At 73.7% G+C, this 13,224-nt stretch carries 9 protein-coding genes; 5 read left to right on the forward strand and 4 right to left on the reverse strand.

Annotated features, from left to right (window positions below; all coding sequences use genetic code 11):
* Positions 1 to 7 precede the first annotated feature (7 nt).
* The 3 genes from ABZ873_RS17650 to ABZ873_RS17660 all read right to left on the reverse strand — a co-directional run bounded on the left by ABZ873_RS17650 (position 8) and on the right by ABZ873_RS17660 (position 3,672).
* Positions 8 to 883 carry an acyl-CoA thioesterase II gene (locus tag ABZ873_RS17650; RefSeq protein WP_360872173.1) on the reverse strand — a complete coding sequence of 292 codons (876 nt, stop codon included), beginning with the start codon at positions 881 to 883 and terminating at the stop codon, positions 8 to 10.
* A gap of 5 nt (positions 884 to 888) precedes the next feature.
* On the reverse strand, positions 889 to 2,046 hold the full coding sequence (locus ABZ873_RS17655) for an acyl-CoA dehydrogenase family protein (protein WP_360872176.1): 1,158 nt from the start codon (positions 2,044 to 2,046) through the stop codon (positions 889 to 891).
* A gap of 135 nt (positions 2,047 to 2,181) precedes the next feature.
* A complete protein-coding gene (locus tag ABZ873_RS17660) occupies positions 2,182 to 3,672 on the reverse strand; it encodes a helix-turn-helix domain-containing protein (RefSeq protein ID WP_360872179.1) in 1,491 nt (496 codons plus the stop codon).
* 116 nt (positions 3,673 to 3,788) lie between these two features.
* Here ABZ873_RS17660 and speB point away from each other — a divergent pair, with 116 nt between their 5' ends.
* From speB to ABZ873_RS17675, 3 genes are all read left to right on the forward strand, one after another.
* A complete protein-coding gene (gene speB / locus ABZ873_RS17665) occupies positions 3,789 to 4,751 on the forward strand; it encodes an agmatinase (protein ID WP_030655465.1) in 963 nt (320 codons plus the stop codon).
* A gap of 18 nt (positions 4,752 to 4,769) precedes the next feature.
* Positions 4,770 to 6,455, forward strand: a complete 1,686-nt coding sequence (locus ABZ873_RS17670) for a thiamine pyrophosphate-binding protein (protein ID WP_360872183.1) — start codon at positions 4,770 to 4,772, stop codon at positions 6,453 to 6,455.
* 160 nt (positions 6,456 to 6,615) lie between these two features.
* Complete coding sequence (locus ABZ873_RS17675) at positions 6,616 to 10,473, forward strand: ABC transporter ATP-binding protein (protein ID WP_360872186.1); 3,858 nt, start codon at positions 6,616 to 6,618, stop codon at positions 10,471 to 10,473.
* 37 nt (positions 10,474 to 10,510) lie between these two features.
* On the opposite strand, the gene ABZ873_RS17680 is transcribed toward ABZ873_RS17675, so the two are convergent.
* The gene (locus ABZ873_RS17680) at positions 10,511 to 11,065 is read right to left on the reverse strand and encodes an EF-hand domain-containing protein (protein WP_360872189.1); all 555 of its coding nucleotides are present in this window, start codon (positions 11,063 to 11,065) and stop codon (positions 10,511 to 10,513) included.
* A gap of 189 nt (positions 11,066 to 11,254) precedes the next feature.
* On the opposite strand from ABZ873_RS17680, the gene ABZ873_RS17685 reads away from it, so the two are divergent.
* Both ABZ873_RS17685 and ABZ873_RS17690 read left to right on the forward strand, forming a co-directional pair.
* Entirely contained in the window at positions 11,255 to 11,656 is a 402-nt protein-coding gene (locus ABZ873_RS17685) for a hypothetical protein (RefSeq protein WP_360872192.1), read from the forward strand.
* An 84-nt stretch (positions 11,657 to 11,740) separates the two neighbouring features.
* Positions 11,741 to 13,224: hypothetical protein (locus ABZ873_RS17690; protein WP_360872195.1), on the forward strand; the 1,484-nt coding region annotated here is incomplete at its 3' end.

Here is a 13,224-nt window from a genome sequence, read left to right on the forward strand (position 1 = left end):
CGCGGGGTCACCCGCGTGGTACGCGGATGACGCCCTCCTGGATGACCGTGATCGCCAGGTCGCCCGACTGGGTGTAGATGCGGGCCTGGCCCAGGCCGCGGGCGCCGTGGGCCGAGGGGGAGACCTGGTCGTACAGGAGCCATTCGTCCGCGCGGAACGGGCGGTGGAACCACATCGCGTGGTCCAGGGAGGCGCCCACCACGTCGCCCACCGCCCAGCCGCCGCGCCCGTGCGCGAGCAGGACCGCGTCCAGCAGGGTCATGTCCGAGACGTACGTGGCCAGGCAGGTGTGCAGCAGCGGGTCGTCCGCGAGTTTGCCGCGGGTGCGGAACCAGACCTGCGAGTGCGGCTCCCGCGGGGTGCCGACCGAGCCCCAGGGCGGGGTGGTCGCGTACCGCAGGTCGACGGCGCCGCGCGCCTCCAGCAGGCGTTCGACGGTGCCCGGGTCGCGGAAGGTGTCGCGGTACGCGGGCAGGGCCTCGGCCGCCGTCGGCAGGGACTCGGGGTCCGGCGCGGCCGGCATGGGGACCTGGTGCTCCAGCCCGTCCTCGTACCGCTGGAAGGAAGCCGAGAGGTGGAAGACCGGCTGGCCGTGCTGGACGGCGACCACCCGACGGGTGGTGAAGGAGCGGCCGTCGCGGATGCGGTCCACGGTGTACACGATCGGCGCGCCGGAGTCGCCGGTGCGCAGGAAGTACGAGTGCAGGGAGTGCGGCAGACGGTCCGCGGGCACCGTGCGTCCGGCGGCCACCAGGGCCTGGGCGGCCACCTGGCCGCCGAACACGCGCGGCACCAGGGAGGTGCGGCTGGTGCCGCGGAAGATGTCCTCCTCGATCCGCTCCAGGTCGAGCAGATCGAGGAGGTCCGTCAGGGCCGCGTTCAAGTGGGCTACAGGCCCATCGACTTGGCGATGATCGACTTCATGATCTCGCTGGTGCCGCCGTAGATGCGGTTGACGCGGTTGTCGGCGTACAGGCGGGCGATCGGGTACTCGTTCATGTAGCCGTAGCCGCCGTGCAGCTGGAGGCAGCGGTCGATGACGCGGTGTGCGACCTCGGTGCAGAACAGCTTCGCCGACGCGGCCTCGGCCGGGGTCAGCTCGCCCGCGTCCAGGGCCTCCAGGGCGCGGTCGGCGACGGCCTGGGCTGCGTCCACCTCGGCCTGGCAGGCGGCCAGTTCGAACTTGGTGTTCTGGAAGTGCGCGACGGGCTTGCCGAAGACCGTGCGCTCCGTGACGTACTGCTGGGCGAAGCGCACGGCGGCCGCGGCCTGGGCGTAGGCGCCGAAGGCGATGCCCCAGCGCTCGGAGGCCAGGTTGTGGCCGAGGTAGGAGAAGCCCTTGCCCTCCTCGCCGAGCAGGTCCTCGACGGGCACCTTCACGTCGACGAAGGCCAGCTCGGCCGTGTCGGAGGTGCGCAGGCCCAGCTTGTCCAGCTTGCGGCCGATGGAGTAGCCCTCGGACTTGGTGTCCACGGCGAAGAGGGAGATGCCGAAGCGGCGGTCGTCCTCGCGCGGGGCGGAGGTGCGGGCGCAGACGATCACGCGGTCGGCGTGGACGCCGCCGGTGATGAAGGTCTTGGCGCCGTTGAGGACGTAGTGGGTGCCGTCCTCGGAGAGCTTGGCGGTGGTCTTCATGCCCGCGACGTCGGAGCCGGTGCCCGGCTCGGTCATGGCGAGCGCCCACATCTCCTCGCCGGTGACGAAGTGCGGCAGGTAGCGCTTCTTCTGCTCGTCGTCGGCCAGCATCTTGATGTAGGGGAGGGCGAGCAGCACGTGCACGCCGGAGCCGCCGAAGTTGACGCCCGCGCGGGCGGTCTCCTCGTAGAGCACGGCCTCGAACTTGTGGGTGTCCAGGCCGGCGCCGCCGAACTCCTCGGGGACGTTGATGCCGAAGACGCCGAGCTCACCGAGCTTGTAGTAGAAGTCGCGCGGGGCCTGGCCCGCGGCGAACCACTCGTCGTAGACGGGGACGACCTCGGCCTCGACGAAGGCGCGGACGGTCTCGCGGAACGCCTCGTGGTCCTCGGTGAAAACGGTACGGCGCACGGCCGGCTCCCTTCGGTCGCGGCGGTCCGCCGCCATGGCTAAGCGCTTGCTCAGCCTAAGTTACCCGCCGGTCAAACTGGCTGTCCAGAGGCGGGGCCCCGGGGAAAGCGTGGGGTGCCTCACCCCGGGCGCCCCTCAGCCGCCGCCGGCGGCCGTCCGCAGCGCGAACCACAGCTCCATCCGCACGTCCGGGTCGTCCAGATCGCGGCCCAGCAGCGCCGCCGCGCGCGCGATCCGCTGGCGGACCGTGTTGCGGTGCACGCCCAGCGCCGCCGCCGTCCGGTCCCAGCTGCCGTGGTGGGCCAGCCAGCCGCGCAGGGTCTCCCGCAGCGCCGGTGGCAGCGGGCCGAGCAGCGCCTCGGCGTGGGCGCGCGCCTCGGCCTCGCCGACCAGGCCCGCGAGGCCCGGATCGGTGTGCCGGGCCAGCGGGGTCCGGGCCGCCTCCGCCCGGCCGAGCGCCCGCCCGGCCTGCGCGTCGGCCGCCGCGAGCGCGCCGGGCCCGGCCGGGGCGCTCACCCCGAGCCGCCATCCGGGCTGCGCGCCGGGCTCCCGGTCGGTGAGCAGGCGTACGGCGGGCCCGCGCGGGTCCAGCAGTACGGTGCCCAGCGCATCCGAGAGCGCCGCCGGGTCGCCTCCGCCGCGGGCGTGGACGGCGTACCAGGGCCCGGGGGCCAGCACCAGCGCCGGATCCCCGCCGAGCAGCAGGCGGGTGAGGGCCGCGGCCTCGTCCCCGGCCGGGCGGGAGGCGGTCAGCAGGCTCAGCAGGACGGCGGCGATGGAGGCGATGGTGTGGTCGCCCGCGGCCCGGCCGGGCACGGCCAGCGCCAGCACCCGCCCACCGCCCACGGCGTACGCCGCCAGGTGCGCCGGGCCGAGCGCGTCCGTGGCGGTGGCCGCGGAGCCGGGGGCCACCCGCCGGGCCAGCGCGTCCACGGCCGCCCGGACCTCCGCACCGGGCGGGGCCCCGGCCGCCCGGAGCGCCCCCTCGCCGGGGCCGGTGGCGGGCGGTGTCAGCAGGGCCGCCCAGCCGCCGAGGGCCGCCGCCAGCCGGGCGAGCACCGCGCCCACCGGATCGGGCCGGGCCGCGGCGGCGGCCAGGGCCTGCTGGGCCTCGGTGACCCGGCGCAGCTCCCGGGTACGGGCCTCCGCCATCAGCCGCCCGACCGTACGGGCGACCGCGGTGAAGGGGGTCCCCGGCGGCACCTCGACGAGCGGCAGCCCGTACCGCTCGCAGGCTTCGGCCAGCCCCGCCGGGACCCCCTCGTGCACCGGGGCCACGCCGAAGCCGAGCGCGGCGGCCCCGGCGCGGGCGAGCCGGCCCACGTAGGCGGCGGCCCCGTCCCCGGTCAGCTCGGCGCCGGCGGTGAGCAGCAGCTCCCCGCCGAGCAGGTACGGGGAGGGGTCCGCCATCTCGGAGGCGTGCACCCCGTGCAGCTCCGCCGCCGGGGGACCGGCGAGGTGGCGCAGGCCGAGCGCCCGCTCCGCGAGCAGCCCGCCGAGCGGCACGGGCGGGGTCAGCGGCTCCCCGGCGGCGGCGCGGCCGCCGGTGGGACCGGCGGCGGGGTCGGCGGCGGGGCCCGTACCGGGCTCGGGTTCGGACTCCGGCTCACGAGCAGGACCGGACATGGATGCTCCGTACATATTGGGTGGCCCAGATGGAGGAAACGTACACTCCCCACCCTCCCACGCCCCCCTTACGCTCGAAGGACCGCACACGTCAGGCCAGAGAAAGAGGCACAGCCATGAGCACGCAGCCGCGCGGACCCGTCGACTCCTCTCGCATCCCGCGCTACGCGGGCCCGGCGACCTTCGCCCGGCTGCCCCGCCTCGACGAGGTCGGCTCCGCCGACGTCGCCGTCGTCGGCGTGCCCTTCGACTCCGGTGTCTCCTACCGCCCCGGCGCCCGCTTCGGCGGCAACGCCATCCGCGAGGCGTCCCGCCTGCTGCGCCCCTACAACCCGGCCCAGGACGCCTCCCCCTTCGCCCTGGCGCAGGTCGCGGACGCCGGCGACATCGCCGTGAACCCCTTCAACATCAACGAGGCCGTCGAGACGGTCGAGGCCGCGGCCGACGAGCTGCTGGGCAACGGCTCCCGCCTGATGACCCTCGGCGGCGACCACACCATCGCCCTGCCCCTGCTGCGCTCCGTCGCCAAGAAGCACGGCCCCGTCGCCCTGCTGCACTTCGACGCGCACCTGGACACCTGGGACACCTACTTCGGCGCCGAGTACACCCACGGCACCCCGTTCCGCCGCGCCGTCGAGGAGGGCATCCTCGACACCGAGGCCCTGTCCCACGTCGGCACCCGCGGCCCGCTCTACGGCAAGCAGGACCTCGACGATGACGCCAAGATGGGCTTCGGCATCGTCACCTCGGCGGACGTCTACCGCCGCGGCGCCGACGAGGTGGCCGACCAGCTGCGCCAGCGCATCGGCGACCGCCCGCTGTACATCTCCATCGACATCGACGTGCTCGACCCGGCGCACGCCCCCGGCACCGGCACCCCCGAGGCGGGCGGCATGACCTCCCGCGAGCTGCTGGAGATCATCCGCGGACTGTCCTCCTGCAACCTCGTTTCCGCCGACGTGGTCGAGGTCGCCCCGGCGTACGATCACGCCGAGATCACCTCGGTCGCGGCCTCGCACACCGCGTACGAGCTCACCACGATCATGAGCCGTCAGATCGCGGCGGCGAAGGCGAAGTAGGAAGGGCACCACACCCCCGTGACGCACGACCACGACCTGGTACTCCGACCCACCGCGGCCCAGACGGCGGCCGCCCTCGCGCCGCCGCCGGGGCGGACGGGCGGGGACCTGGTCGTGGAGACGCTGCGCGGCCTCGGCGCGACCACCGTCTTCGGTCTGCCGGGGCAGCACGCGCTGGGCCTCTTCGACGCGGTCGGCCGCTCCGACCTGCGCCTGGTCACCCTGCGCGTGGAGAACAACGCCGGCTTCGCGGCCGACGCCTACGGCCGGATCACCGGCGAGGCGGTGCCGCTGCTGCTGTCCACGGGCCCCGGCGCGCTCACCGCGCTGCCCGCCCTCGCGGAGGCCGCGGCCGCCTCCTCCCCGGTGCTGGCCGTCTCCTCCCAGGTCCCCGTCGCGGGCCTCGGCGGCGGGCGCCGCGGGCATCTGCACGAGCTGCGGGACCAGGCCGCCTCCTTCCGGGAGGTGGTGAAGTCCGTCCACACCGCACGCACCGCCTCCCAGATCCCCTCCGTGATCGCGGAGGCGTGGGAATCGGCGCTCAGCGTGCCGCCCGGCCCGGTGTGGGTGGAGATCCCGGAGGACGTGCTGCGCGCGGAGACCTTCGTACCGCAGGTCACCGGCATGGACGCCACCCCGCACGAGCTGGCTCCGCGGCCCGAGCTGACCGCCCTGGCGGCGCACTGGCTGGAGAACGCCGCCCGCCCCGTGATCGTCGCGGGCGGCGGAGTGATCCGCTCCGACGCCGCGGGCAAGCTCCGGCAGCTCGCGGAGCGGCTGAACGCGCCCGTCGTCACCACCTTCGGCGGCAAGGGCGCCTTCCCCTGGAACCACCCGCTGTCGCTGCGCTCCTGGCTGGAGGACCGGCACACCACCGACTTCCTGGAGGACGCCGACGTCCTGCTGGTGGTCGGCTCGGGCCTGGGCGAGCTGTCCTCGAACTACCACACCTTCTTCCCCGCCGGCCGGGTGATCCAGATCGAGGCCGACCTCGGCAAGCTGGAGTCCAACCACCCCGCCCTCGGCATCCACGCCGATGCCCGCCTGGCCCTCCAGGCCCTGCTGGAGACCGTCGCCGAGCGCCCGGACCCGCAGGCTCCGGAGCGGGTCCGCGCCCTGCTCGCGGCGGTCGCGGACCGCATCGCCGGCCAGGACCTGGAGCTGGAGCAGGAGCTGCTGGCCTCTGTACGGGCCGCCCTCCCGGCCCGCTCCCCGTCCTTCTGGGACATGACGATCCTGGCCTACTGGGCCTGGTCCGCCTTCGACGCCAAGCACCCCAACACCATGCACTCGGCCCAGGGCGCGGGCGGCCTCGGCTACGCCTTCCCGGCGGCCCTCGGCGCCTGCGTAGCCGAGCCGGACACCCCGGTGCTGGCCGTCTCGGGCGACGGCGGGGCCATGTACTCGCTCGCCGAACTGGCCACCGCCCGCCAGCACGACCTGGACGTCACCTGGCTGATCGTGGACGACGGCGGCTACGGGATCCTCCGCGAGTACATGACCGACGCCTTCGAGGGCCGCACCACGGCCACGGAACTGACCCGGCCCGACTTCGTCGCCCTCGCGGAGTCCTTCGGCGTCCCGGCCGCCACGACCACCCCGGCCACCCTCCGCACCGACCTGGCGAAATCCCTCGCCACCCCCGGCCCCTCGGTCCTGGTCCTCCCGGCCACCCTGAAAATGTTCGCCCCCACCCACCTCTGAGCCCTCCCGCCCCACCGGCCGCGCGCGGGGCCCCTTTCGGGTGCTCCCCGCGTGCGCCGGAGGCTATGGCCATGGACGTTCGAATTGTTGCGGCGGGATGAAATCCGCCGGTCGGGGCGTTGCCGCTTCCGGCAGGACTGGACGAACGGGGAGGCCACACGTGGCGGCGGCGAAGACGGCGGCTGGGGAGAAACAGGGCTGGGGCAGGCGGCTCACCGCCTACACCTGGCGGTACAGGACCAACGTGCTGCTCGCACTGGGCTCCTCGCTGGCCGGTATGGCCGTCATGGCGGTCGTCCCCCTCGTCACCAAGGTGATCATCGACGATGTCATCGGGGACGGCACCCGGCCCATGGCCCCCTGGGCGGGGACCCTCATAGCCGCCGCCCTCCTCGTCTACGTCTTCACCTACATCCGCCGCTACTACGGCGGCCGGCTCGCCCTCGACGTGCAGCACGACCTGCGCACCGACATGTACGCCTCCATCGCCCGCCTCGACGGCCGACGCCAGGACGAGCTGTCCACCGGCCAGGTCGTCGGCCGCGCCACCAGCGACCTCCAGCTGATCCAGGGCCTGCTCTTCATGCTCCCGATGACCATCGGGAACTTCCTGCTCTTCGGGATGTCCCTCGGCATCATGCTGTGGCTGTCGCCGCTGCTGACCGTCGTCGCCCTGCTGATGGCCCCCGCGCTCTGGTTCATCGCCAAGCGCAGCCGCAAGAAGCTCTTCCCCGCCACCTGGTACGCCCAGGGCCAGGCCGCCGCCGTCGCGGGCGTCGTCGACGGGGCCGTGACCGGCGTCCGCGTGGTCAAGGGCTTCGGCCAGGAGGAGCAGGAGACCGGCAAGCTGCGCGCCGCCGGGCGCCGCCTCTTCGCCGGCCGGATGCGGGCCATCCGGCTCAACTCCCGCTACACGCCCGCCCTCCAGGCGGTCCCCGCGCTCGGCCAGGTCGCCATGCTGGCCCTCGGCGGCTGGATGGCCACCGAGGGGCGGGTCACCCTCGGTACTTTCGTCGCCTTCTCCACCTACCTCGCCCAGCTCGTCGGCCCGGTCCGCATGCTCGCCATGGTGCTCACCGTCGGCCAGCAGGCCCGCGCCGGTGTGGAGCGGGTCTACGAGCTCATCGACACCGAGCCCGCCATCGAGGAGGGCACCGGCGAACTGCCCGTCGACGCACCCGCCACCGTCTCCTTCGAGGACGTCCGCTTCGGCTACGACCCCGAACGGCCCGTGCTCGACGGCTTCTCGCTGTCCGTGGCCGAGGGCGAGACCGTCGCCGTCGTCGGCGCCTCCGGCAGCGGCAAGTCCACCGTCTCCCTCCTGCTGCCCCGCTTCTACGACGCCGACAGCGGCACCGTCCGCGTCGGCGGCCACGACGTCCGCGAGCTGACCTACGACTCCCTGCGCGCCGCCATCGGCCTGGTCCCGGAGGACTCCTTCCTCTTCTCCGACACCATCCGCGCCAACATCGCCTACGGGCACCCCGGCGCCACCGACGAGCAGATCGAGGCGGCCGCCCGCGCCGCCCAGGCCGACGGCTTCGTCCGCGCCCTGCCCGCCGGGTACGAGACCAAGGTCGGCGAGCAGGGGCTCACCCTCTCCGGCGGCCAGCGCCAGCGCGTCGCCCTCGCCCGCGCCATCCTCACCGACCCCCGGCTGCTGCTCCTGGACGACGCCACCTCCGCGGTGGACGCCCGCGTCGAGCACGAGATCCACGAGGCCCTGCGCTCCGTCATGGCAGGCCGCACCACCCTGCTCATCGCCCATCGCCGCTCCACGCTCGCGCTGGCCGACCGGATCGCCGTACTGGACCGCGGCCGGCTCGCCGACATCGGTACGCACGAGGAGCTGGAGGCCCGCTCCGCCCTCTACCGCAGGCTGCTCACCGACCCCGACGCGCTCGGCGGCGGCTCCCCGCGGACCCCGGAATCCCCGCTGATGAGCGAGTTCGAGCGGGATCTCGACCACGACATCGAACGGGACATCGAGATCGAGGCGGAGATCGACTCCGAGCCGGTCAACGCCAAGCGCCGCGTGTCCGGCGGGATCACCCCCGAGCTGTGGCGCCGCGAGGAGGAGGAGGCCGAGGCCGGGGAGAGCGCCCACGTGCCCGCCGCCGCGAGCGGCGCCCCCGGAGCCGGGCACTCCATGGCCGGCGCGGTGGCCGGTATGCCCGCCACCCCCGAACTACTCGCGCAGGTCGCGGCGCTGCCGCCCGCCGACGACAGGCCCGATGTGGACGAGGACCGGGCCGCGGCCGCCGAGGACAGCTACGGCCTGCGCCGCCTGCTCCGCGGCTTCTGGGCGCCGCTCGCCGTCAGCCTCGGCCTGGTCGCCGTGGACGCGGGCGCCGGTCTGCTGCTGCCGATCCTGATCCGGCACGGCATCGACCAGGGCGTGGAGCAGGCCGTGCTCGGCGCGGTGTGGGCGGCCTCCGCGCTCGGCCTCGGGCTCGTCCTCGCCCAGTGGGCCGCGCAGATCGCGGAGACCCGGATGACGGGCCGGACCGGCGAGCGCGTGCTGTACTCGCTGCGCGTGAAGATCTTCGCCCAGCTCCAGCGGCTCGGGCTGGACTATTACGAGCGCGAGCTGACCGGCAAGATCATGACGCGGATGACCACGGACGTGGACTCGCTCAGCACCTTCCTGCAGACCGGGCTGGTCACCGCCGTCGTCTCCGTCCTCACCTTCTTCGGCATCCTGGTCGCCCTGCTCGTGCTCGACGTCGAGCTGGCCCTGATCGTCTTCGCCACGCTGCCCGTGCTGGTCCTCGCGACGATCGTCTTCCGCCGCCGGTCGGTGGCCGCCTACGAGCTGGCCCGCGACCGGGTCAGCCTGGTCAACGCCGATCTCCAGGAGTCCGTCTCGGGCCTGCGCATCGTCCAGGCGTTCCGCCGCGAGGGCTCGGGCGCCGCCCGCTTCGCGGAGCGCAGCCACTCCTACCGCGAGGCCCGGGTCCGCGGCCAGTGGCTGATCTCGGTCTACTTCCCCTTCGTCCAGCTGCTGTCCTCGGCCGCCGCGGCCGTCGTACTGATCGTCGGCGCGGGCCGGGTGGAGGCCGGGACGCTCACCACCGGCGCGCTGGTCGCCTACCTGCTCTACATCGACCTGTTCTTCGCCCCCGTCCAGCAGCTCTCCCAGGTCTTCGACGGCTACCAGCAGGCCACCGTCTCCCTCGGCCGCATCCAGGACCTGCTGCGCGAGCCCACCACCACCCCGCGGCCCGAGCGGCCGCGGGCCCTGGCGGAGCTGCGCGGGGAGATCGCCTTCGAGGACGTCCGCTTCCAGTACGGGACGGCCGAGGAGCGCGGCGAGAAGGGCGAGGCCCTGGCCGGCATCAGCCTGCGCGTGCCGGCCGGGCAGACCGTGGCCTTCGTCGGCGAGACCGGGGCGGGCAAGTCCACCCTGGTCAAGATGGTGGCCCGGTTCTACGACCCCACCTCCGGCCGGGTCACCGCCGACGGCACCGACCTGCGCGAGCTGGACCTGACGGCCTACCGCCACCGGCTGGGGGTCGTCCCCCAGGAGTCCTACCTCTTCCAGGGGACCGTCCGCGACGCCATCGCCTACGGGCGGCCCGACGCGAGCGACGCCGAGGTGGAGGCCGCCGCCCGCGCGGTCGGGGCGCACGCCATGATCGCCACCCTGGAGGACGGCTACCTGCACACCGTCGCCGAGCGCGGACGCAACCTCTCCGCCGGTCAGCGCCAGCTGATCGCGCTCGCCCGCGCCGAGCTGGTGGACCCGGACGTACTGCTGCTCGACGAGGCCACCGCCGCCCTCGACCTGGCCACCGAGGCCCAGGTCAACCGGGCCACGGAGCGGCTGGCCGGCAAGCGCACCACCCTGGTGGTGGCGCACCGGCTGACCACCGCCGCCCGCGCCGACCGCGTGGTGGTCATGGACCGCGGCCAGGTCGTGGAGGACGGCACGCACGCCGAGCTGCTGGCGCGCGGCGGCCGGTACGCCGAGCTGTGGCGCACCTTCGTCGGGGAGGACGAGCGGGCCGCGGCCTGAGCCGCCGCCCCCTCGGGCCGAGGGGGCGGCCCCGGGATCAGAACTCGCCGAACAGCAGGTTCCCCGGGGCGTCCTCGTCGGTGCCGGTGTAGTACTCGCGTACGGCACCGAGGAGTTCGTCCACCGTCAGGGTGCCGTCCCCGTCCGCGTCGATCCGGCGGAACAGCGCCTCCGTGTCCTCCGGGCCCAGCCGGGTGCCGAACGCCTCCTGCGCCCGGTGGAACTCCTGCGGGCTGATGACCCCGTCCCCGTCGGTGTCGACGATGGTGAGGATCGCCCGCATCATCGGCCGGAAGCTGCGGTCGTAGGCCGGGCCGCCCTGCGCGTACAGCCGGGTCATGCCCTGCTGGTACTCCTCGGGGGTGACCTTGCCGTCCCGGTCCAGGTCCAGCTCGGTGAAGAGGTCCTGCCAGAAGTCGGCCAGCCCGCTCATCACCAGGGCGGCCTTGGGGGAGTCGGCCGGCTCGGCCAGGGCGGTCAGCAGCCGGGAGCCGAGCGCGATGATGTCGTCGGCGTCGATCACACCGCTGCGGTCGGCGTCCAGGTGGGTGAAGGCGCGCGCCAGCTTGCGGTCGAGCAGGTCGTTGGTCATGCGCCCCAGCGTAGAGGCCCGCCGGAAGCCGAACTTCCGCTGTCGCGGCGGGGAGTTGAGGATGCACTCGTACGAGGGAGCCGCGGGCGGCGGCGCCCCGTACGGGCCCTTGCGCGCGGCAACCTTCCGGGGGGCCCGGGCGTCGTACGTGCGTGCGTACATCGTGCGGACGACCGATCGGGGGACAAGGTGTTGCAGGGATGGCGGAGGCGCGGCCGGCGGGCCGCGTCGCTGGGGGTGTTCACGGCGGCCCTGTGGCTCTGCGTGGGCGGGCTGTTCGCCGGACCGCCGGTGCAGGCGGCGACCGGCGGCTGCCCGGGCCGGCTGGCCCGGACGGTGGCCTTCGACACGGGCGAGCTGCGCGTCTACAAGAGCCGCAACCGGGCCTGCGCGATGACCGTCGCCCGGGTCTCCGGCGAGGTGCGGCGGATGACGGTGAGCATCCAGCCGCGCGGCGGGGCGCCGGTGCGCGACGCCGGGCGGTTCACCCGGCACGCCGGGCCCGTCACGGTGGGCGCGATCAGCCGGTGTGTGTACGTCAAGGGCGCCGTGGGAGGCGGATCCGGCGAGTCCGGCTGGATCCTGTGCTGAGGCGGAGGCCCAACGAGGTCTGTTCAGCGGCGTGTTGACCCCGCTAGGTTCACGGCGACCGAAGTGAACTCAAGGGGAGGGTGAATGCGCAAGACGCTCGGATGGCTGCTGTCGCTCGTGGTGCTGATCGGCACCGTGGGCGCGGCCGGTTCCACGGCGCAAGCGGCCACCGCCGCGCGGCCGGCGGCCGCCGCGGACATCAAGGACCAGATCCTCGGCATTCCCGGGATGAGCCTGATCGAGGAGAAGCCGTACCCCGGCTACCGCTTCTTCGTACTGAACTACGAACAGCCGGTCGATCACCGGCAGCCGTGGAAGGGCACCTTCAAGCAGCGCCTGACCCTGTTGCACAAGGACGTCTCGCGGCCGTCGGTGTTCTTCACCTCCGGCTACAACGTCAACACCAACCCGCGCCGCAGCGAGCCGACGACCATCATCGACGGCAACCAGGTGTCGCTGGAGTATCGATTCTTCACACCCTCCCGGCCCGACCCGGCCAACTGGGCGAACCTGGACATCTGGCAGGCCGCCAGCGACCAGCACCGGATCTTCACCGCCCTCAAGAAGATCTACAAGAAGAACTGGCTGTCCACCGGCGGCAGCAAGGGCGGGATGACGGCCACGTACTACGAGCGCTTCTACCCGCGCGACATGGACGGCGTCGTGGCCTACGTGGCCCCGAACGACGTCGCCAACAAGGAGGACTCGGCCTACGACCGGTTCTTCGCCAAGGTCGGCACCAAGGAGTGCCGCGACCGGCTGAACGCGGTGCAGCGCGAGGCCCTGGTACGCCGTGAGCCGCTGGAGGCCAAGTACGCGGCGGCCGCGGCCTCCGAGGGCTGGACCTTCACCACCGTCGGCAGCCTGGACAAGGCGTACGAGGCCGTCGTCCTCGACTACGTCTGGGCCTTCTGGCAGTACAGCCTGCTCGCGGACTGCTCCGCGATCCCGGCCGCCGCCACCGCCTCCGACCAGCAGATCTGGGACTCGATCGACGCGATCTCCGGCTTCTCGGCCTACACCGACCAGGGCCTCCAGACGTACACGCCGTACTACTACCAGGCGGGTACCCAGCTGGGCTCCCCGGACATCAAGCAGCCGCACCTGGGCAACCTGAGCCGCTACGGCTACCAGCCGCCGCGCAACTTCGTGCCCCGCGAGATCCCCATGACCTTCCAGCCGGGGGCCATGGCGGACGTGGACCGCTGGGTGCGCGACAACGCCCACCAGATGCTGTTCGTGTACGGCCAGAACGACCCGTGGGGAGCCGAGCCCTTCCGCATCGGCTACGGGGCGCGCGACAGCTACGTGATGATCGCGCCGGGCGCCAACCACGGGGCCAACGTGGCCCAGCTGCTGGACGGCGAGAAGACCCTCGCCACCGCGAAGATCCTCCAGTGGGCCGGCGTGGCTCCCGCCGCCGCGCTCGCGGACACCGGCCGGGCGGCGCCGCTGGCCTCGCCGGACGCGGTGGGTGGTGAAGTTCTTCCCGGCGGCGGGGGCGGAGGCGGCGGCACTAGGCTCATGCCCAGCGCTCACACTGGCACTGGCGCTGGCGCTCACAGCCC

It is taken from the genome of Streptomyces sp. NPDC047014, from assembly GCF_040644195.1.
Classification (GTDB): Bacteria; Actinomycetota; Actinomycetes; order Streptomycetales; family Streptomycetaceae; genus Streptomyces.

Bases quoted from the DNA above. Each gene is read 5' to 3' on its own strand.
- ABZ873_RS17660 (WP_360872179.1), bottom strand. From the start codon at position 3,672: ATGTCCGGTCCTGCTCGTGAGCCGGAGTCCGAACCCGAGCCCGGTACG.
- speB (WP_030655465.1), top strand. From the start codon at position 3,789: ATGAGCACGCAGCCGCGCGGACCCGTCGACTCCTCTCGCATCCCGCGC.
- ABZ873_RS17680 (WP_360872189.1), bottom strand. From the start codon at position 11,065: ATGACCAACGACCTGCTCGACCGCAAGCTGGCGCGCGCCTTCACCCAC.